Origin of the sequence: Pseudomonas sp. lyk4-R2A-10 (assembly GCF_030209075.1) — a bacterium.
GTDB lineage: Bacteria > Pseudomonadota > Gammaproteobacteria > Pseudomonadales > Pseudomonadaceae > Aquipseudomonas > Aquipseudomonas glycinae.
Genome location: NZ_JARVSR010000009.1, coordinates 1 through 18,812, shown reverse-complemented (window position 1 = coordinate 18,812; position 18,812 = coordinate 1). Strand labels below are relative to the sequence as shown.

Below are 18,812 nucleotides of genomic sequence, written 5' to 3'. Positions count from 1 at the left end.
CCAGGGGATGGCCGAGAACATGGCAAGCGTCCAAATTCCCAGAGGTTTTTAACATGGTCATCGATTTCAGCCGTTTGAACAGCTCCTCGTCACTTACGGGCAGTACACGTACCAGCAACGCCAAGGAAACCGCCGAAACCGGCACTTCCGCGCCGCTGAATACCCCGGCCGAACAGGCCAGTACCGCAAAAAGCGGGGAATCGGTACACCTCAGCAATGAGGCTCAACAGTTGCAGAAGGTCACTGACAAGCTGCGCGATCAGCCTGCCGTCGACAAAGCCCGCGTGGCCGAATTGAAAGCAGCGATTGCCGATGGCAGCTATAAAGTCGACAGCAACCGTGTAGCCAGCAAACTGCTCAACTTCGAAGCCCAGCGCTAGGCCTCGGTCTGCGCCAGGCTTTTGGACGCTTAAAACCCAAGGCCAGCCATGCACGACACTAATCTATTGCAACTGATCACCGACGACTTTGCTCCAGCTCAACAATTGCTGGAGTTACTGCAAACCGAGTCCCTCGCCTTGCACGGTCGCGACATGCCTCTGCTGGAAGAAATTCTGGCGAACAAGCAGGCATTGATCATTCTGCTCGAACAGCATGGCCGCAAACGCAGCGAAATCCTCGCCAGCCTCAATCTGTCGATCGACCGCGCCGGCCTGGAACAACTGGCCAGCCAGTCGAGCATCGGCGACCAGTTGCTGAGCCAGAGCGATGTCCTGACCGATCTGATCGCCCAGTGCCAGGCAGCCAATGCCAGAAATGGCCAATCGATCGTCATGCAGCAGGCCGCCACGGCCAATCAGCTGAAAATCCTCACCGGCGGCGAGCCTCCCGCGCTCTACGATGCCAGTGGCACCTTCTCCAAACTGCAGAAACCACGCGCGCTCAGCCAGGCGTGATGCTTTCTTCCATGCTTGCGCCCTATCAACGTGCGAAACATGCTGGCAAAATACTGGCCAGCCGTAGTCAAATTTTGTCTGGAGATTGATTTAACGTGTCCAATGATGACGCTCCGCAGCCCCCAAAGGTGCTTACCACGCCCCTGGAGATCTCCAGCAATCTGCGCCAGCTGCTTGAAAGCCATGATCCGCTGATCATCACCTTCCACGAGCGCAGCCAGCGCTTCCAGAGCTATCTGATCAAGGTTGACCGGGAAACCGCCACGATTGCCCTGGACGAGATGATCCCGCGCGATGGCGAACGCTTCCTGCTCGCCGGCGAGCCGTTCAAGGTCGAAGGTTTTCATGACGGTGTGCGCATTGCCTGGGAATGCAACGGCACACTGAACATCGAAGAATCCAGTGGCGACCGCTTCTACACCGGCGACCTGCCCACCGAAGTGGTTTATCACCAGCGCCGCAACGCCTTCCGCGCAGCCCTCAAGCTGACCGATCTGGTCAGCGTTGTGCTCGGTGGCGAAAAGCTCAAGGCACCGATCGACGGCAAACTGCTGGATATCTCCGCCACTGGCTGCAAACTGCGTTTCGAAGGCGACATCACCGACCGTCTGCAATTGGGCCAGGTTTATGATCGTCTGATCGCCGCGCCGTTGTTCGGCAACCAGCCGACCTCGGTCGAGTTGCGTTACCTGCACTTCGAAGAAAAACTCAACATCACTTTCGCCGGCCTGCGTTTTCACAACATCAGCGGCCCGGCGGCCCGCAACGTCGAGCGTTTCGTTTATCAACTGCAACGCGAAGCGCGTCGGTTCGATAAAGACGACCTCTGATCGGCAAGCATAAAAAACGGGCAGTCACTGCGGTGACTGCCCGTTTTTTTATGCCTGAATCACGGTCTGGCGGGGCTGATGTCCGGCCCTTCGCCTTCGATTGTCGAGTCGGTTGGCGCGACAGGTTCTGGCTCGGGTTCAGGCTCCGGAGCGACCGTATTCTGCATCTGCTCCTGCACCACTTGTTCATCCACCCGCGGATCAAGCGCAGCCACCAGCGGCGAGCTGGACATGCTGTCCGGCATCGCCACGTGATGCAGCGGTGCATCGTCGACCTGGTGCAGATTGGTCACGGCTTTCGGCCGGATCCGCCACACCAGCACCAGCGCGAAAAAGGTGAAGAACGCGTACAGGCTCTGCGCCCCGAACAGCTTCATCAGCACCCCGGCCACCAGCGGCCCGATACTGGCGCCCACGCCGTAGGTCACCAGCAGCATCGCCGTCAGCGACACCCGACGTTCGCCTTCGACGTGGTCGTTGGAGAACGCCACCGCCAACGGGTACAGGCAGAACTGCACCAGCGAACAGAGGAAGCCGACCACGAACAGCACCTCCAGCGGCACTTGCGGCAGGATCGCCAGTGGCAACGAAGCAACCGCGAGGAACAGCGCGAAACAGCGGATCAACAGCGCCCGGTCATAGCGGTCGGACAACCAGCCCAGCGGCCACTGCACCACCAGCCCGGCAAAAATGCAGCTACCCATGAACAGACCGACCTGCTCGGTGGACAGCCCCTGCTGGGAGGCATACAGCGGCGCCAGACCATAGAACGAACCGATGATCAGCCCGGCCCCGAGCACCGTGCTCAGCGACTGCGGCACACGCTTGATAAAGAAGCGCGGCTCCATCGGCGCCGGATGCAGCGGTGCCGGGTGAATCCGACGGGTCAGCGCCACCGGCACCAGACACAGGGCAAAACACAGCGCGACCAGCATCAGCAGTTCCAGGCCAAGGCCCGGGTGCATGACCAGAATCAGCTGACCGAGCACCAGCCCCAGGTACGACGCGATCATGTAGCCACTGAACACCAGACCGCGCTGATTGGCGTCGGCCTGCTCGTTCAGCCAGCTCTCGATCACCATGTATTGGCACATCATGCCGAGACCGACGATGGTCCGCAGCACCAGCCACGCCGGCAACCAGTCCACCAGCCCGTGACCGAGCACCGCCGCACCGACGATCCCGGCACACGCCGAGTAGGCGCGGATATGCCCGACCCGGGCAATCAAGCGGTGACCAATCTTGCCGCCCAGCACCAGACCGAAATAGTTGGCGGCCATCAACGCACCGACCCACAACCCGTCGACATGGTCGGCAGCCAGACGCAAAGCCAGATAAGTAGAAAGAAGGCCCGAGCCGATCAACATCATCAGCGAGGCGAAATACAGCGCTCGAAAGGATTTCCAGATTTGGCGCATCGGCGTTCCGAGCGGCTCCTTGCAGTAAGTATCGGGCTATCAAACGATAGCCCGACGGCGACATTTCGTCAGGCCTGGGCTGCTAGAACACGGCGTTCCCAGGGAGTGATTTCATCAAAGAAGCTGGTCAACTCCATGGTCTTCGAAGCGATGTAACCTTCGATGAACTCCGTGCCGAACAGTTCCTTTGCAAGCTGGCTGCGCTTCAGACGTTCGAGCGCCGCGTGCAAGGTACACGGCAGCGAAAGATGGTCCGGCACGTCGAACTCGCCCTGAATCGCTTCGCTTGGTTCCAGCTCATGCTCGATGCCGTACAAGCCGGCAGCCAGGCTCGCAGCGATGGCCAGATACGGGTTGGCATCGGCCCCCGGCAAACGGTTCTCGACACGGCGTGCGACCGGCGAACTGGCCGGAATGCGCAGGCCGGCGGCGCGGTTGTCGTGGGACCAGCAGGCATTGTTCGGTGACGCGAACGGATGGCACAGGCGCTGGTACGAATTGACGTTTGGTGCAAACAGCGCGGTGAAATCAGCCATGCCTGCCTGCTGCCCGCCGATGAAGTGGCGGAACATCGCGGTCGGCTGGCCATCCGCGTCGCTGAACACATTTTTGCCGCTGCCGATTTCGACGATGCTCTGGTGAATGTGCATCGAACTGCCCGGTGTGTGCGCCAGCGGCTTGGCCATGCACACCACGGTCAGGCCGTGCTTGAGCGCGACTTCCTTGAGCAGGTGCTTGAACAGGAAGGTCTGGTCGGCCAGCAACAGCGGATCACCGTGCAGCAAGTTGATCTCGAACTGGCTGACGCCCATTTCGTGCATGAAGGTATCGCGCGGCAGACCGAGGGCCGCCATGCATTTATAGACTTCACTGAAGAACGGCCGCAGACCGTTGTTGGAGCTGACGCTGAACGCCGAATGACCGTCCTCGCGACGACCGTCGAGACCGACGGGCGGCTGGAACGGCTGGGTCGGGTCGGTGTTCGGCGCGAACACAAAGAATTCAAGTTCGGTCGCCACCACCGGCGCCAGACCGAGAGCTGCGTAGCGGGCAATGACTTTCTTGAGCTGACCACGGGTCGACAGGTTGGAGCTTTCGCCGGTCAGTTCGTCGGCATCACAGATTGCGAAGGCCCGCGGTTCATCACTCCATGGCAACGGATGGATCTGCGCAGGATCGGCCACCAGCGCCAGATCACCGTCATCGCTGCCATAGAATTTTGCGGCGGGATAACCACCCATGATGCATTGCAGCAATACCCCCCGGGCCAACTGCAAACGCCGCCCTTCGAGGAAGCCCTCGGCGGTCATTACCTTGCCCCGTGGCACGCCGTTCAAATCCGGCGTGACACATTCAATCTCATCAATGCCCGTCAATCGCTGCGCGAGTGAACGCTGGCCATCGGTTGTCATGACGCAATCCTTGTTATTGTGCGAGCCGCGAACGGCGACCCGGACAAAATAGGCTTCGGCTGTTCGGAATATCAAGCAGCAGCCAACAAAAAGAATTCCGGTCGATGAATCGGTGATTCAGGGCAGGTAAATACTGAACACGCCGCCGCCCAACGGGCCGCCATTGCGGATCTCGGTACGCCCGCCTACACCGTTGCGCTGATGCAGCGCGGCGATGCGTCCGGCGAAGTACAGACCAAGGCCGGTACTGCCACTGCTGTGGTTGATGCCCTGCACATAATCGGCCTGACGCTCGAGCATTTCGGCCGGGTAACCGTCGCCGTCGTCATTGATGCTCAGCACCAGTTGCCCGGCTTCGTCGCTGACGGTGATCAGCAGCGATTCGCGGGCGTAGCGGATGGCGTTATTGATGCAGTTGCCCAGCACCGAGGCGATCAGCTCACGATCGAAGAAGCCCAGGGGACTGAGCGGATCGACTTCGTATGTGGCGAGGATTCCACGACTGGCGAACACTTCCTGATGCGCCGCCAGTTGCGCCTCGATGAAGTCGTCCAGCTCGTGATAAGCCGGCTGCAACGGCATCTGATTGACCCCGAGCTTGTACAGCCCGAGCAGCTGCACCAGCATGCCGTTGAGGTGGGCGAACTCGAAGTCGATCACGCCCTGCTCCGGCCCCTGGCGCTGCGCCTCGGGCAGACGCGCCAGCCATTGGCTGTGGGCCTGCATCAGCATCGCCAGAGAGTTTTTCATGTCGTGCACGGTGGAGGCGATCACCGTGGAAAAATCCAGTGCCTGCTCGTCTTGGTTCATTCGCCAAACGCCTTGCTTTTCAGCTTCTGATAACGCGGATAACGCGCGTCGGTGTCGGGCATCAGACCCACCAGTTTCAGGCAGGCCCGACATTCTTCCAGCTCCGCCGACGGCACATTGGTGTCGGTGCCGTGCAGCAGCGACTGGGCCATGTTCAGCGCGATACTGATGTTCTTCGGTTGCATCTTCAGCGCCTTGCGGAACACCTCGCGGGCCTCGACCAGATTGCCGGTCTTGTACACGCGCACGCCCTGACGGTTGAGGTCGGCGGCAGCGTTGCTGGAGCTGAGGATAGTCGGGTCGTCGGTGAGCTTGGCGATGTCTTTCATCACCGTCGGGTCATCGCCGTAGATTTCCGCACAACTCTTGAGCATCGAGGTGCCCGCCTCGGCCTGGCCGAGCATCTGCAATTGCTTGGCCACCAGCAACGCCGCCTCGGGGCTCATGAACTGCTCCATGCCGTCGAGGCGCATCAGCGCTTGCTCGGTGAGTTTTTCGGCGGTTTCGGCATCGTTGAGCAACAGGCTCGTGGCCTTCATCAGACGCGCGCGAATCTGCAGGCCCGGATCGGTCGGGTTTTCCTTGGCCACGGCGCTGAGGGTGGTATTGATCTCCAGCCGCGTGCGGGTGTCGAGCCCGCGCTCGCTGCCCTTGCTGATCAGCGCGTGAGCCAGGCCGAGATTGCTTTCCGGATCCTTGAAGCGCGATTGCGCGCCCTGATTCACCGCCTGGCGATAAGCCCGGGAGGCGGTGTCGAAATCTTCGTTGGCCATCGCCAGCTTGCCCAGCAACGCCTGACGGCGCACGGCCAGCGGCGACAGTCGAATCGCCTCTTCCAGCACTTGCTGCGCGCCTTTGGTATCGCCTTCGGCGACCAGCACGTCGGCCATGCCGTCGTACAGCGCCGGCATCATCGGGAAGACCTTCAGGGCTTTTTCGTAAACGCCCTTGGCCTGACTGACTTGCCCGCGCTTGAACAGCAACTTGCCCAACCCGGCAAACGCCCACGGCAACGGCCGGTCAGCGATGATGCTGTCGTAAAGGCGCTCGAGCGCTTCGTTCTGGTTCATGTCGCGCAACGCATCGGCGCGATAGCGCAAGCACAGCGGCGAATAACGGATGTCCTGTTTGCACAGGGCGATGCAGGCGTTGAGCACCTCCATCGGCTTGCCCCGGTCGAGGGCTTGCAGGATCGGCTTGAGCAGGGTCTTGCGCTGCTCCAGCCGCTCCAGGCGCTGAGCCAGGCCGGAGCGATTGAAAGGTTTGGTCAGGTACGCGTCCGGCTCGTGCTCCAGGGCACTGAGCACCATCGCCTGACTGGTCTCGGCCGTGACCATCACGAACACCGCTTCGTGGCTGATCAGCTTCTCCATCATCAGGTCTTCCAGCACCTGCTGACCGTTCTTCTTGCCGTCACCGAGGTGGAAGTCCTGCAGAATAAAATCGTAGGACTTCTGCGCGCACATTTTCAGCGCCTGCTCACCGGTGTCGGCGGTGTCCACATCCTTGACGCCCAACTCGCGCAACATCGAACGCACGGAACTGCGGAAATCCGAGAAATCATCGACGATCAGAAAACTCTTTTGGTGATACGACAGCATCGAGGATTTCCAGGCAATTGAAGAGGATGGACCATTTCCAGGCGCGCAGATGATAGCTGCCGGCCAAATGCTATCAAGCGATTTCGCGCGACTCTGTAGTCACCGAACGGGTTATCGGCCGGATCAGCGATTCTCTTGAAGCGGGGGTTCAAGATTCGTTGCGCAAGGATTACCCTGCGCGGCGGTTCACACCTTCCAACGGCAAAGGATTCATCGTGTACATCAAGGGACGCTACATCGTGTCGGTCTGTGCGCTGCTGTTTTTTCAGCAGGCAGTGGCGAGCGGAATGGACTGCACAAAGGCGGCGAGTGCTGTGGAGAAGGCGATTTGCGCGGACAAGCCTTTGTATGAGCTGGATGCGCAGATGGGGGCGGCTTATCGGAAGCTTATGAAAGCTGCCCCGGCGCAGGCCGAAGTGAAAAACGCCCAGCGCCAGTGGCTGAAGGAGCGTGATCGATGTGGCGAGGAGGTCAGTTGCCTGAACCAGCGTTATCAGGATCGTTTGCAGGTCTTGCACGCTCAGTGGATCGACGCGGTGGCCTACAAGCCGGACGACATTGATAAACAGGTCATGGAGGATCTGCAGCAACGGATTCGGGAGATGAGCAAGGAGAACCCGGAGTTTGCGCTGGAGCGAGCGCTGGATTCTCTCTCAACCGACGACGGCGAAACTTCGTTCTCCGGTGATCCCAGCGACGACAACACTTACGATCAGACCTTGTTTCCCAAAAGCATTCCCAAGGGTGTAACCCCGAATGAATGGAAGGCGCTTAAAGCTTCCGGTCTTGACGCTGATGCCGAGCAGGGCCAGGCGAATTACTCATTGATAGACCTGAACGGCGACGGTCAACGGGATCTGATCGTTTCAACCTACACCGGTGGTACAGGCCTCTTCAGCTTCTATGAAACCTTCCGTCGCGATGGAGAACGGTTCACCAGAAGGCTGGCTCCCTATGATCCGGACGCCAGCGCCGGCAGCTCGTTGTTCTCCACCAGTGATCGAGGCGCCAACCAATCGGCAGCCTGGATCAAATCTCATGGAAGGATGTATCTCGCCTATCGCAACGGGTCATACGGTGTCGATCAGATCTACCTGCTCAATCCCCTGAAGATCAACAGCCAAATACCAACAGTGACGGTTCGGTATGACTACAAGTTGATCGTGCCGAGCAATCAATACTCCGAGGAAAGCAGTACCAGCTACGTACTGGACCCAGTCTTGCGAAAGACTCTCATAAAAGCCCTGACCCAATCGGGTGCGGGTAAACCTCAACAACCCAGCCAACACAAAGGCCCCCTCTGCCCCATTCCTGCATCGGGCTCGGGTGACGATGATTATTACAGTTACGGCGCAGGTTACTACGCAGTAGAAACCGTCATGGACTTGCCAGTTTTCATCGACAACGAGTGCTTCATCGCAAGGCTGAACAATTGGTTTGGTAGTTACAGCGAGAAAGACGGATTGCCCGCCTTGCTGACTTTGCGCAAGCCTGGGTCTCAGGATCCCGAACGGGGCTTCTCAGTCAACGGCCGCCGACATTTCACGAACGTCACAACCTCGATTGGAAAGGCAGAGGGTGGAGCTGAAATTTTCTAGCCCTTCCTCCTGCAAGATTGAAAGACACAAAAAAGCCCCACCAGACACCTCTGCGTGGGGCTTTGTACTTCAGGGCGCTTCTCAGACCTCCGCCACCAACACATCGGCAATCCGAATACTTAACGCCGCACCCGTCAGCGTCGGGTTCACGCAGGAGGACGATGGCATGACGCTCGTGCCAGCGATGAACAGGTTGGAATGGTCGTGACTGCGGCAATCGCGGTCCACCACCGAGTCTTTCGGGTCATCGCCCATGATGGTGGTGCCCATGATGTGCTGACGGTTCTGGAAGCCCGTGTCCGTACTGACGATGTCGGCGTCGAGCAATTTCGCAAACTGTTTGAAGTCTTCCAGCGCCTTCTCTTTACCGGCGTGCCAGTAGTCGGGAACGCTGTAGTAGATCTCGGGAACCGGCAGACCGATGGCGTCGAACTTGGTCTTGCTCGGGGTGACCCGGTTTTCCGGCAGTGGCAGGGTTTCGAAGTCGACAGCCCAGTTCAGGGAGCGCGCCGATTGCAGGCGGATCTGCTCATCGAGCTTCGAGCCCAGGACACCTTTGGCGATCAGGTTCGAGGTGATTTGCGACGTCGGCACGGTGTTGCGCACCTTGATCTTGTAGCTCGGATAATCGTTGCGAAACGCGCCATCGCGGCTGTTCAGATAAACCAGCAATTGCGTCGGCCCTTCGCCCGGCCACATGTCTTCCTTGGTCATGACGTTCATGCTGATGCCGGTGTGGTCCATCAGGTTGCGCCCGACCTGATCCGAGGAGTTGGCAATCCCGTTCGGGTACTTTTCCGAGGTCGACATCAACAGCAGCTTCGGCGACTCGATACCGTACGCCGCCAGTACAAAGGCCCGGGCGGTCAGTTTGTGTTTGGTCTTGTCGGGGCGCATGTACCAGATCGCGGTGATCTTGCCGTCGTCGCCCGCCTCGATCTTGTAGACGACAGAGTTGTCCAGCACCTTGGCGCCATGGCGCTCGGCCTCATCGATGTGCATCGAACCGTCGTACTTGGCGGCAATCGGACACACCGGGTTGCAGTTGTTGTTGCCAGCGCAGGGAGGCCGCTTGCCATAGGGGCGGGTCGCCCGGCCATTCGGCTCGAGGATCGGGTTATACCCACCCTTGCTGAGCAATTCGGAAAGGCGCTTGAACATGTAGCTCGGTTTCAGGCCCTCCATCGGATAGGGAATCGAGCGCGGCGGATAGGCGTCCCCGCCCTGCCCGCTTTCGTCCTGGCCGTCGACGCCGGAAACGCCCAGTTCGATTTCAGCCCGAGCGTAGTACGGTTCGAGTTCGTCATAACTGATCGGCCAGTCGCGACCACGGCCATACAGCGACTTGAGACGAAAATCATTGGGCAGCATGCGCCACAGCGAGGAACCGAAATGCCAGGTGGTCCCACCCACTACACGCAGATACGAGGTGTTGTATTTCACCGGCCCTACCTGCTGCAAATAGTCGCCGTAGGTCGACGGCGCGTGGGGCAGGCTCGGATAAGGCGACCCGGCGCCCTGCAGCTTGGCATTGGCCAGCGAGAGTTTCACCGGCGCATTGCGGAACGTTTCCACCACATCACGACGATTCACCCGAGGCCCGGCCTCGAGCACGATCACCGACTTGTTCGCTTTGGCCAGCCCCGTGGCGATCAGACCGCCCATGACACCGGAACCGATGATCACCACATCGGCATCGAATTGATCGCTGCTCATACTGTCGAGTCCTGAATGACTGATGGTTTGGGACCCCATGAATCCGGGCCGCCACCGTAGGTTGGAATGATGAGAATGCCGTGAGTGGGCTGATACATCATGGCGAGGGAATAGCTGATCAGCTCCGCATCCGCCGGCTCACCGACAATGCCCAGATACCAGGCGGAAATGATGCTGGTGGCCGTGGCCCGCAGCGACGGATCCGGGTTCGGCTGCGCCAGGTATTCATCGACATGCCGGTACCCCTGTGCGCCGATCAATTGCTTCAGGGCAATCACGTTGGTCGAGAAATTCGGCGCGCGCTTGTCCAGCGCAGCGTAGTAACGACCGGCCAGGACCGGATTGACCGCACGGCTGACCAGAAACTGCGACAGCGCAATGAAATCGTCGCTCGATACCTGGGCTGCCAGCACCGACTGCCAGGGCAGCGCACTGCCGATCATCGCCGCCAGGCCCAGCGTCACGGAACCGCGCAACAGATTGCGGCGAGTGAGCCCCGCCGAGGCTTCGGGTTGAACCGTTACTTGTTTGTGCGTCATTGAAGTGTCCATTGCTCAGGCCTCCTTGCGCCGACGTGCCATCAAGGCCCATGCGCCCAGGCCGATCAACAAGCACACGAGAATGATGACCGGGATCGTAAACTTCGCCATCACTGCCAGTGGCGCCTGGGGCCCACCGTTGCGTACCTGTGCCACATCGGCGGCGGTGACAACCGTGTCGGCATTGCCGTAGCGCGACAGCACGTAGTTGCTGACGTCGGCAATCTGCTGGTCGTTCAGGCGGTCGGTGAATAGCGCGTCGGGGCCGAAACCCGGCATGTCGATGGCCACACCGTCGACTTCACGATGCACGCCGTACACGATGGCCGCGATCAGGTTGTCGCTGCGACTGGTGGCAGTGTTATGAAACAGTGATGGGTATTCCCGGGTGCCCTGACCGTTCGGCTGATGGCAGTTGGCGCAAGTGCCACTGAATATGTGCCAGCCCGGGTTGTCGCCCGGCTTGCCTCCGCGCAGCGTCAGCTCATCAGCCGAAGCCTGACCAAACTCGTGCCGGGCCGTGCTCTCCCCGGTCTTGATCGGCGTGGTCTGCAACAGAAAGGCCGCGATGGCTTTGAGATCCACATCGCTCAGATGCTGCAGACTGTTCTCCACCGCCTCGGCCATCGGCCCCGCCGCCTGGGCCTTGCCCTCGACGTGACCGGTACGCAGATAGGCCACGATCTCGTCGCTTGACCAGGCCCCGATTCCGCTGACTTTGTCGGAGGTGATATTGGGGGCATACCAACTGCCCAGTAATCCGCCGGCCAGCGGTTTTGCGCTGTCGGCCGCCATCAGGACATTGCGCGGTGTGTGGCAGGTGTCGCAGTGAGCCAGGCCGTTGACCAGATAGTCGCCGCGATTGACCTCGGCGGACTTGGCCGGATCCGGCGTGAAGCGTGTTTTGCTGTGGAACAGCGCGTTCCAGCCAATCATCGATGCACGGATATTGAACGGGAAATCCAGAGCGGTTTTCTGGTTCGGCGTATCGACCGGCGCCACTTCATGCATGAAGTAGTCGTAGAGCGCAGCAATGTCGCTGTCGGTCATCTTCGAATAGGAGGTGTAGGGCATCGCCGGGTACAGCCGAGTGCCATCGGCCGTCACCCCGTCACGCACCGCGCGGGCGAATTGCTCTGAGGTGTAATGGCCAATACCCGCCGCTTTCGAAGGTGTGATGTTGGTCGAGTAAATGGTGCCCATCGGCGAACTGAGCGGATAGCCGCCCGCAAAAGCCTTGCCGCCTGGCGCCGTGTGGCAAGCCACACAGTCAGCCGCTACCGCCAGACGCTTGCCCACCGATGCAGTGCTTTCGAGTGCCTCGCCATTCGCTGTTCCGACGGTGGCGATCAACAGCGTGACCCATCCGGCAAAGGTGTACCCCCTGCTTTTCCCTTTATCAATGCGACGCGACATGAGTCCTACCCTAGGCTGCTTCGTTCTTTTTTCACGGTTCTGGAAATCACGAACACGGCATCCTCGCCATCTCGGAAGCCAAGGGCGAAGAGGTACGATGTCGTACGTATTTTTGGAATATTCCACACAATGTAACACTTGGCAATAAATAGAAAAGGCCAAGTGCCATCTTTTGTATGTATGTGCTGAGCGCTCTAAAACGATGGCTACAAGGGATTTCATGCAGAATATATTTACGTGAGAAACAACTGGTAACCCTACAGTTGTGGACTCAGCAGCCGAAAGATGTACGACGACACACCATTTTCTTACGAGCTGCACTCGATATTGTCCCAACCCCACATTTCAGCAGGATGCCCCTTATGAGTTGGTTGAATGACGCAAGACTTTCCACGAAATTGATCACCGCCTTCGCGGCGTGCGCCTTCATCACCCTGGGGGTGGGCCTGCTGGGAAGCCGGGGAGTGACCGAGCTCTCGACAAGCCTCAGATCGGTGTTCGGCAACAACCTCGTCGCCGTCGCCAACATCGCGCAGACCAAAATCAAGGCTGTCGGACAGACCCGTGACATGTATCGGCTTTACGTCGCCACTGCCGCCAACCTGCCACAGAGCACCAAAGACGAATTCCTCGCCTCGATGAGCGCGAACCAGTTGGCGAGTGAAAAAGCCTTTGCCGAATATCGAAAAACCAAGCTTGCCGACGACGAACGTGCAGCAGGCGACCGAATGGAAAAAGCCTGGCCCGTTTACCAGGCGATCGTGCAAAAGTATCTGGCCCTGATGAAGGCCGGCGACCTGGAAAACGGCCGCGAACTGCTGCTCGGCGACCTGCAAAAGAACTACCGCGTCGTCATGGACGAATTGACCATCATGACCAACTCCAACGATATGCAAGTCAGCGAAGCCGCAAAGCGTTCGGTTCTGACGGAGTCGTCCGCCAAGACGTCGCTGTACATCGGCATCGTGCTGGCCTTCGTCGCTGCGATTTTGCTCGGCCTGTTCATCAGCCGACTGATCAGCCGCCCCATCTCCAAAGCCGTTGAAAGCGCCCGAAGCATCGCTGGGGGAGACCTGACTCAAAACATCGTCAGCACCGGCCGCGACGAGGCCGGTCAGTTGCTCACGGCCCTGGCCGAGATGCAGGGCAGTCTGAAAGGCACTATTCAGCAGATCGCCAACGCGGCAGATCAACTGGCTTCAGCTGCCGAAGAACTCACCGCCGTCACCGACAACGGAAGCCGTGGTCTGATCCGTCAGAACGACGAGATCCAGCAGGCAGCGACCGCTGTCACGGAAATGACCTCCGCCGTGGAGGAAGTCGCGCGCAACGCCGTGTCCACCTCCGAGGCCTCCCAAGCCACCAGCCGGGAAGCCGGCAATGGACGCGATCAAGCGCGAAGCGCCGTCGCTGCGATCAACCATGCAACCACGGAAATCGCCACCTCCACCACAATGGTCAAAGACCTGGCGGAGAAGGTTCGAGACATCGGCAAGGTGCTGGATGTGATCCGGGGGATTGCCGAGCAAACCAATCTGCTGGCACTTAACGCCGCCATCGAGGCCGCACGCGCGGGTGAGCAAGGTCGAGGTTTTGCCGTGGTCGCCGACGAGGTACGAGCCCTGGCGGCAAGAACCCAAGCCTCGACAGGGGAAATCGAAGGCATGATCAACGACGTTCGCAACAGTGCAGACGAAGCCGTTGGCGCCATGGGGAAAAGCCAGGCGCTGGTCAGCGAAACCCAGTCACTGGCGCAAGCGACCGGCCAGGCATTGGAGCTGATTGCCGACGGCATCTCGCAGATCAACGATCGCAACCTCGTCATCGCCACTGCTTCGGAAGAACAGGCACACGTCGCTCGCGAAGTGGATCGTAATCTGGTCAACATCCAGGATCTGTCCACCCAAACGGCGGCAGGTGCGCATCAGACCAGCGCCTCGACCCAGGAACTGTCCAACCTGGCGGCGTCCTTCAACACCATGGTCAGTCGCTTCCGCTTATAAAATGGCGACAACAAAAAGCCCCGCCAGATTACCTGCGCGGGGCTTTTCAATGGATGGTGTCCCAGGGCAGGTTCGAACTGCCAACCTTCCCCTTAGGAGGGGGATGCTCTATCCAATTGAGCTACTGGGACACAGGACTGTCGGTGCGACAGACGGCGTGCATGTTAACGGCCGGGCCCTGATTTGTCATGTCGTCCGCAGGGCTTTTTAAGTGTAGGCAGGCGCCTTGCAAGGGTGCCGGACGTTTTACCGTGCATTTTGCATCCCTCCCAAAAAGCCATCATTGCAGAATGCAATGCTTCCTCTTCGAAAAACCCTCTTAAATGCTTGTTTTTAAAGGACTTAACAGCGGTTAGACTATTGGCACGACGGCTGCTTTACCGGTTCTTATACAAGAACAATCGGAGACTCGTCTCATGAACAGCGCCCTCGTGTTCGCAAATGCAATCGCACTGGCCGTCCTGATGGGCTTTCACTTCGTCCCCGAGGACAATGAGAAAGTGGCCGGGCGCATGCCGCATTACCTGCAAGTGCAGAAGGCGCCGCAATGGGCGGTGTTGAGCGATGAGAGCTTCGCCCCGCAAGCGGTCAGCCAGTCTGAACAGGCGCTGCCGGCGCATTCGACTGAACGTCTGGTGTTTTGAAATTTCTTCAGGAGTACAGCATGTCCAAGTCAGCTGCAGGATTTCTGATCCTCGCCTTATTGAGTGGCCTCGGGCATTTTTCGCTGTTCGAGGAAACCGAAATATCCCTGCCCCTGATCGGGTGCGGCATCTTTTCGGCGCTGTTTGTATTGGCGCTGGTGGCCGGGCGCAAGATCAAGTTTGATCCGGTATTGCGCTGAACCTGACCAGCTCCAGCAGATGATTGACGGCATCGGCCAGATCGCCTGAGTTATCGATCAGGTGCACAGGGCTGTCAGTTGAACGCCTGTCCTTGAACAGCGTGTTGCGGGCCAGCCGCGCATCGATCTGCTCAAGCGTCTCCCGGCCACGCCGGAGCAGGCGCTCACGCAGGACATCATCCCGAACCGTCAACAACACAGGCACCAGTGTCGGGTAGCTTTCCAGCGCTTGCCGAAGGTTCGCCCGAGAGCCGTTGACCAGGACGTGCTTACCGGTTTTCAACCATTGGTCCATTTCCACCGGAATCCCGTAGGCGAGACCATTGGCCTCCCACGCCAGCGAAAACTCGCCAGCCCGCAGACGCTGCTCGAACGCCTGCGGCGTCACACCGATCGCATCCTCGCCCACGGATTCGGCTGAACGGGTGATCACTCGTCTAATGATTTCGCAGTTCAACGCTCGTAAGGGTTCGCGCGCAGCCTCGATCAGACTGTCCTTGCCGGAGCCGGAAGGGCCCATGAGGTAAATCAGCCTGCCATCCATCCTGAAAACGCCCTCCGGCGGGCATTTGCCCCTAGTAAATCGGCCATTTGCCACTATCCTGTACAAGGTAAGGAACAAGGATTCAACCCGCATAGCATGCACGTTCTGACGCCTTCGGGCATCAGTCGATATGCTTCAGGACGCGGTCAGTGATACGGGCCGATGCTTTCTTTTCAAACCAGTCCGCATTTCTGATAATTGGTGCTGGCATTACGCCTTTACCCGGATCAATATTTGTCACAGAATTGACGCCAATGATCTGGCAATTTTGAGGCATGATGCGCGCCTCTTAACAATTCAGGTTGAACCATTTGGCGCGGATGCTTGTCCTACCACACATCCTGCGGCCAATCCCGAGAACCGCTCCCCTGAACTAACCGGTTAAATATATGCGCCCATTGAAACAGGCAATTTATTCCAGCCGTACGGCTGACAAGTTCGTCGTACGTCTGCCAGACGGAATGCGTGAACGCATTGCCGAGGTGGCTCGCAATCATCATCGCAGCATGAACTCCGAGATCATTGCGCGCCTTGAGCAGAGTCTTATTCAGGAAGGTGCACTGGGCGAAGAGTTGAGCATGCGCCTGGACAGCCCGGAGCTCTCGCTGCACGAACGCGAGCTGCTGCAACGCTTCCGTCAACTTTCCCATCGCCAGCAGAACGCGCTGGTTTCTCTGATCGCCCACGACGCCGAAATGGCCGCAGACGCATCCTGAGTCAAACCGAATATCTCAAGCCAGCATGAATGCTGGCTTTTTTTTGCCCGCAATTCGGGTTTTTCAGGGGCGAAAAAAAGCCCGCCAATCGGCGGGCTGTTTCGATACAGGCAATCAGAGCAGGAAAATCGTCGCCAGCCCCAGGAAGATGAAGAAGCCACCACTGTCGGTCATGGCCGTGATCATCACACTGGCGCCCATCGCCGGATCGCGACCCATCTTGGCCAGCGTCATCGGGATCAACACCCCCATCAACGCTGCCAGCAGCAGATTGAGCGTCATGGCGGCCGTCATCACCACGCCCAGCGACCAACTACCGTAGAGCATGTAAGCCACCACACCGATCACACCGCCCCAGACCAGGCCGTTGATCAACGCCACGGCCAGTTCCTTGCGCATCAGGCGCGAGGTGTTGCCGGTGCTGACCTGGTCGAGCGCCATGGCGCGAACGATCATGGTGATCGTCTGGTTGCCCGAGTTGCCGCCAATGCCCGCCACAATCGGCATCAGCGCCGCCAGCGCCACCAGCTTCTCGATTGAACCTTCGAACAGACCGATCACCCGCGATGCGACGAATGCCGTGATCAGGTTGATCGCCAGCCACGCCCAACGGTTACGCAGGGATTTCCAGACCGAGGCGAAGATATCTTCCTCCTCGCGCAGACCCGCCATGTTGAGGACTTCGCTTTCGCTCTCCTCACGAATCAGATCGACCATTTCGTCGATGGTCAGACGGCCGATCAGCTTGCCGTTCTTGTCGACCACCGGGGCCGAGATCAAGTCGTAACGTTCGAACGCCTGAGCGGCGTCGTAGGCATCTTCATCCGGATGAAAACTCACCGGATCACTGGCCATGACTTCGGAAACCTGTTTTTCCGGATCATTGACCAGCAAACGCTTGATTGGCAGCACGCCCTTGAGCACGCCGTCGTAGTCGACGACGAACAGTTTGTCGGTATGACCCGGCAGCTCTTTCAGGCGGCGCAGGTAACGCAGAACCACTTCAAGACTGACGTCCTCACGGATGGTCACCATCTCGAAGTCCATCAGCGCACCGACCTGCTCCTCATCGTAGGAGAGAGCCGAACGCACACGCTCACGTTGCTGCTGATCCAGAGTCTCCATCAGCTCATGGACGACGTCTCGCGGCAGCTCGGAGGCCAGGTCAGCAAGTTCGTCGGCATCCATGTCCTTGGCCGCAGCCAGGAGCTCATGATCGTCCATGTCGGCGATCAGCGTTTCACGGACGGAATCGGATACTTCGAGAAGAATGTCGCCGTCGCGATCGGCCTTGACCAGCTGCCAGAGCGTCAGACGATCGTCCAGCGGCAGGGCTTCAAGAATGTAGGCGACGTCGGCGGAGTGCAGATCATCGAGCTTGCGTTGCAGCTCGACGAGGTTTTGCCGGTGGACCAGGTTCTCGACCCGGTCATGATGCGGGCCTTCCTGGCGATGAGTCAGGTCTTCGACGACCCGCTGGCGCTGCAGCAGCTCGACGACCTGAGCCAGGCGATCCTGCAGGCTTTCCTGTGTTTTCTTTACTTCGATTTCGGACATAGGCGAACTCCACTCCCAGCAGCGGGGCACGCCGGAAGGATCAATCAGTCAATTCATGATTGGTGAAACGGGTTACTGAATAACTACTGGGTAAGTCCATGGAGGTTTTCCATAAGCCCCGGCGGGGCTGACGGGCGCAATGATACACCGCCTGACGGTTTTAAACGTTAAAAAATCGTGGCTGAAACAAGCGCTTGCGAGACAAAGCTGAGCGCTGTCCTGATCCTTCACACTGCGACGACTCATCCTGAAAAGAAAACACACCGACGGTAAAAAAACTGCCAGCTAGGCTTGATCAGGATCGTCATGGAGGACGCCGAATGCCATCGAAAACATCCCGATTCATGCTGACCACCCTGCTCTGCCTGCCCACCATCGGCAGCGCAACGACACTTCATCGCTGCGAAGCCTCTGATGGTAGCGTCACGTTCACCACATTGAGCTGCGCGAACGATGAGCACCTTTCATTGCAGGAAGTTCGCCCCTACTCGCCTGGCTCGACCGTGACACTGATACCTGAAGCCCGGCACGAAGAAATATCCGGCATGAATATCAGAAAGCGAGAAATGGCCGTCGTCGGGCGCACCCAGGACAAATGCGGAGACTTGATCGACGCGCGACAGAAACGCGAGGCGATCATCAATCAACGAATCATCGCCGGCATGAGCCAACAGGATGTTGAAAGCGCCTTGGGCAAACCCGACAAAGTGAGCATCCGTAATTCGGCAACGAGTTATCGTTACGACCTCAAGCGAGGCCGCAGTGCTCAAATCGATTTTGATGAGAAAGGATGTGTGACGGGAAAAGCCAAATCCCGGACAGCAAAAAGCCCGCGTTAAACGCGGGCTTTTCGGTATATGGTGCACTCGACAGGATTCGAACCTGTGACCGCTCGGTTCGTAGCCGAGTACT

The 18,812-nt window shown here is 58.9% G+C and carries 18 protein-coding genes, 1 tRNA gene and 1 pseudogene; 10 read left to right on the top strand and 10 right to left on the bottom strand.

Features of this window, described 5'->3' with window-relative positions:
* The first annotated feature begins 53 nt into the window (after positions 1 to 53).
* The 3 genes from flgM (at position 54) to QRN46_RS13020 (ending at position 1,726) form a co-directional block, all read left to right on the top strand.
* Positions 54 to 380, top strand: coding sequence for a flagellar biosynthesis anti-sigma factor FlgM (gene flgM, locus QRN46_RS13030; RefSeq protein WP_007960324.1), 327 nt, complete (start codon positions 54 to 56; stop codon positions 378 to 380).
* A gap of 48 nt (positions 381 to 428) precedes the next feature.
* Positions 429 to 896: a flagella synthesis protein FlgN gene (locus QRN46_RS13025; RefSeq protein ID WP_221615379.1), complete on the top strand. Its 468-nt coding sequence runs from the start codon at positions 429 to 431 to the stop codon at positions 894 to 896.
* 95 nt (positions 897 to 991) lie between these two features.
* The gene (locus QRN46_RS13020; protein ID WP_011335512.1) at positions 992 to 1,726 is read left to right on the top strand and encodes a flagellar brake protein; all 735 of its coding nucleotides are present in this window, start codon (positions 992 to 994) and stop codon (positions 1,724 to 1,726) included.
* A gap of 59 nt (positions 1,727 to 1,785) precedes the next feature.
* Here the strand turns inward: QRN46_RS13020 and QRN46_RS13015 are convergent, their stop codons facing one another.
* The 4 genes from QRN46_RS13015 to QRN46_RS13000 form a co-directional block, all read right to left on the bottom strand.
* Entirely contained in the window at positions 1,786 to 3,144 is a 1,359-nt protein-coding gene (locus QRN46_RS13015) for an MFS transporter (protein ID WP_221615378.1), read from the bottom strand.
* Between the two features lie 68 nt (positions 3,145 to 3,212).
* A complete protein-coding gene (locus QRN46_RS13010) occupies positions 3,213 to 4,454 on the bottom strand; it encodes a glutamine synthetase family protein (protein ID WP_221615439.1) in 1,242 nt (413 codons plus the stop codon).
* Positions 4,455 to 4,673: 219 nt separating this feature from the next.
* The gene (locus tag QRN46_RS13005; protein WP_039772101.1) at positions 4,674 to 5,366 is read right to left on the bottom strand and encodes a sensor histidine kinase; all 693 of its coding nucleotides are present in this window, start codon (positions 5,364 to 5,366) and stop codon (positions 4,674 to 4,676) included.
* Positions 5,363 to 6,967 carry a tetratricopeptide repeat-containing response regulator gene (locus tag QRN46_RS13000; RefSeq protein WP_011335516.1) on the bottom strand — a complete coding sequence of 535 codons (1,605 nt, stop codon included), beginning with the start codon at positions 6,965 to 6,967 and terminating at the stop codon, positions 5,363 to 5,365. Before QRN46_RS13000 ends, QRN46_RS13005 begins: the two co-directional genes overlap by 4 nt.
* A 215-nt stretch (positions 6,968 to 7,182) precedes the next feature.
* Here QRN46_RS13000 and QRN46_RS12995 point away from each other — a divergent pair, with 215 nt between their 5' ends.
* Positions 7,183 to 8,565 (top strand): lysozyme inhibitor LprI family protein, encoded by a 1,383-nt coding sequence (locus QRN46_RS12995; protein WP_285355055.1) that lies wholly within the window; start codon positions 7,183 to 7,185, stop codon positions 8,563 to 8,565.
* 81 nt (positions 8,566 to 8,646) lie between these two features.
* Here the strand turns inward: QRN46_RS12995 and QRN46_RS12990 are convergent, their stop codons facing one another.
* The 3 genes from QRN46_RS12990 to QRN46_RS12980 are packed head-to-tail and all read right to left on the bottom strand — an operon-like array spanning position 8,647 to position 12,236.
* Positions 8,647 to 10,281 (bottom strand): GMC family oxidoreductase, encoded by a 1,635-nt coding sequence (locus QRN46_RS12990; RefSeq protein ID WP_221615376.1) that lies wholly within the window; start codon positions 10,279 to 10,281, stop codon positions 8,647 to 8,649.
* Positions 10,278 to 10,832 (bottom strand): sugar dehydrogenase complex small subunit, encoded by a 555-nt coding sequence (locus tag QRN46_RS12985; protein ID WP_221615375.1) that lies wholly within the window; start codon positions 10,830 to 10,832, stop codon positions 10,278 to 10,280. The genes QRN46_RS12990 and QRN46_RS12985 overlap by 4 nt, the downstream gene beginning before the upstream one ends.
* A 3-nt stretch (positions 10,833 to 10,835) precedes the next feature.
* Positions 10,836 to 12,236, bottom strand: coding sequence for a cytochrome c (locus tag QRN46_RS12980; protein WP_221615374.1), 1,401 nt, complete (start codon positions 12,234 to 12,236; stop codon positions 10,836 to 10,838).
* A gap of 176 nt (positions 12,237 to 12,412) precedes the next feature.
* On the opposite strand from QRN46_RS12980, the pseudogene QRN46_RS29125 reads away from it, so the two are divergent.
* Positions 12,413 to 13,381, top strand: a pseudogene (locus tag QRN46_RS29125) (MCP four helix bundle domain-containing protein); the annotation flags it as partial.
* On the top strand, positions 13,376 to 14,239 hold the full coding sequence (locus tag QRN46_RS29120; protein ID WP_409438513.1) for a methyl-accepting chemotaxis protein: 864 nt from the start codon (positions 13,376 to 13,378) through the stop codon (positions 14,237 to 14,239). The pseudogene QRN46_RS29125 and the gene QRN46_RS29120, both read left to right, overlap by 6 nt.
* 54 nt (positions 14,240 to 14,293) lie before the next feature.
* Here the strand turns inward: QRN46_RS29120 and QRN46_RS12970 are convergent.
* Positions 14,294 to 14,370, bottom strand: a tRNA-Arg gene (locus QRN46_RS12970).
* Between the two features lie 285 nt (positions 14,371 to 14,655).
* Between QRN46_RS12970 and QRN46_RS12965 the strand changes: the two genes are divergently transcribed.
* Both QRN46_RS12965 and QRN46_RS12960 read left to right on the top strand, forming a co-directional pair.
* Positions 14,656 to 14,883 carry a hypothetical protein gene (locus QRN46_RS12965; RefSeq protein WP_221615373.1) on the top strand — a complete coding sequence of 76 codons (228 nt, stop codon included), beginning with the start codon at positions 14,656 to 14,658 and terminating at the stop codon, positions 14,881 to 14,883.
* A 20-nt stretch (positions 14,884 to 14,903) separates the two neighbouring features.
* The gene (locus QRN46_RS12960; protein WP_221615372.1) at positions 14,904 to 15,083 is read left to right on the top strand and encodes a PA3371 family protein; all 180 of its coding nucleotides are present in this window, start codon (positions 14,904 to 14,906) and stop codon (positions 15,081 to 15,083) included.
* Here QRN46_RS12960 and phnN read toward each other — a convergent pair.
* Positions 15,058 to 15,627, bottom strand: coding sequence for a phosphonate metabolism protein/1,5-bisphosphokinase (PRPP-forming) PhnN (gene phnN / locus QRN46_RS12955; RefSeq protein ID WP_011335524.1), 570 nt, complete (start codon positions 15,625 to 15,627; stop codon positions 15,058 to 15,060). The two genes, QRN46_RS12960 and phnN, sit on opposite strands and share 26 nt — an antisense overlap.
* A 389-nt stretch (positions 15,628 to 16,016) precedes the next feature.
* On the opposite strand from phnN, the gene QRN46_RS12950 reads away from it, so the two are divergent.
* Entirely contained in the window at positions 16,017 to 16,343 is a 327-nt protein-coding gene (locus tag QRN46_RS12950; protein WP_003178899.1) for an Arc family DNA-binding protein, read from the top strand.
* 114 nt (positions 16,344 to 16,457) lie between these two features.
* On the opposite strand, the gene mgtE is transcribed toward QRN46_RS12950, so the two are convergent.
* Complete coding sequence (gene mgtE, locus QRN46_RS12945) at positions 16,458 to 17,900, bottom strand: magnesium transporter (RefSeq protein WP_011335525.1); 1,443 nt, start codon at positions 17,898 to 17,900, stop codon at positions 16,458 to 16,460.
* A 320-nt stretch (positions 17,901 to 18,220) separates the two neighbouring features.
* Between mgtE and QRN46_RS12940 the strand changes: the two genes are divergently transcribed.
* Positions 18,221 to 18,739 (top strand): hypothetical protein, encoded by a 519-nt coding sequence (locus QRN46_RS12940; RefSeq protein WP_011335526.1) that lies wholly within the window; start codon positions 18,221 to 18,223, stop codon positions 18,737 to 18,739.
* The last annotated feature ends 73 nt before the right edge of the window (positions 18,740 to 18,812 follow it).

Excerpts from the sequence above, each read along its gene's own strand:
- flgM (WP_007960324.1), top strand. The coding sequence starts at position 54 with ATGGTCATCGATTTCAGCCGTTTGAACAGCTCCTCGTCACTTACGGGC.
- QRN46_RS13025 (WP_221615379.1), top strand. The coding sequence starts at position 429 with ATGCACGACACTAATCTATTGCAACTGATCACCGACGACTTTGCTCCA.
- QRN46_RS13015 (WP_221615378.1), bottom strand. The coding sequence starts at position 3,144 with ATGCGCCAAATCTGGAAATCCTTTCGAGCGCTGTATTTCGCCTCGCTG.
- QRN46_RS13010 (WP_221615439.1), bottom strand. The coding sequence starts at position 4,454 with ATGACCGCCGAGGGCTTCCTCGAAGGGCGGCGTTTGCAGTTGGCCCGG.
- QRN46_RS13005 (WP_039772101.1), bottom strand. The coding sequence starts at position 5,366 with ATGAACCAAGACGAGCAGGCACTGGATTTTTCCACGGTGATCGCCTCC.
- QRN46_RS13000 (WP_011335516.1), bottom strand. The coding sequence starts at position 6,967 with ATGCTGTCGTATCACCAAAAGAGTTTTCTGATCGTCGATGATTTCTCG.
- QRN46_RS12990 (WP_221615376.1), bottom strand. The coding sequence starts at position 10,281 with ATGAGCAGCGATCAATTCGATGCCGATGTGGTGATCATCGGTTCCGGT.
- QRN46_RS12985 (WP_221615375.1), bottom strand. The coding sequence starts at position 10,832 with ATGGACACTTCAATGACGCACAAACAAGTAACGGTTCAACCCGAAGCC.
- QRN46_RS12980 (WP_221615374.1), bottom strand. The coding sequence starts at position 12,236 with ATGTCGCGTCGCATTGATAAAGGGAAAAGCAGGGGGTACACCTTTGCC.
- QRN46_RS29120 (WP_409438513.1), top strand. The coding sequence starts at position 13,376 with ATGCAGGGCAGTCTGAAAGGCACTATTCAGCAGATCGCCAACGCGGCA.
- QRN46_RS12965 (WP_221615373.1), top strand. The coding sequence starts at position 14,656 with ATGAACAGCGCCCTCGTGTTCGCAAATGCAATCGCACTGGCCGTCCTG.
- QRN46_RS12960 (WP_221615372.1), top strand. The coding sequence starts at position 14,904 with ATGTCCAAGTCAGCTGCAGGATTTCTGATCCTCGCCTTATTGAGTGGC.
- phnN (WP_011335524.1), bottom strand. The coding sequence starts at position 15,627 with ATGGATGGCAGGCTGATTTACCTCATGGGCCCTTCCGGCTCCGGCAAG.
- QRN46_RS12950 (WP_003178899.1), top strand. The coding sequence starts at position 16,017 with ATGCGCCCATTGAAACAGGCAATTTATTCCAGCCGTACGGCTGACAAG.
- mgtE (WP_011335525.1), bottom strand. The coding sequence starts at position 17,900 with ATGTCCGAAATCGAAGTAAAGAAAACACAGGAAAGCCTGCAGGATCGC.
- QRN46_RS12940 (WP_011335526.1), top strand. The coding sequence starts at position 18,221 with ATGCCATCGAAAACATCCCGATTCATGCTGACCACCCTGCTCTGCCTG.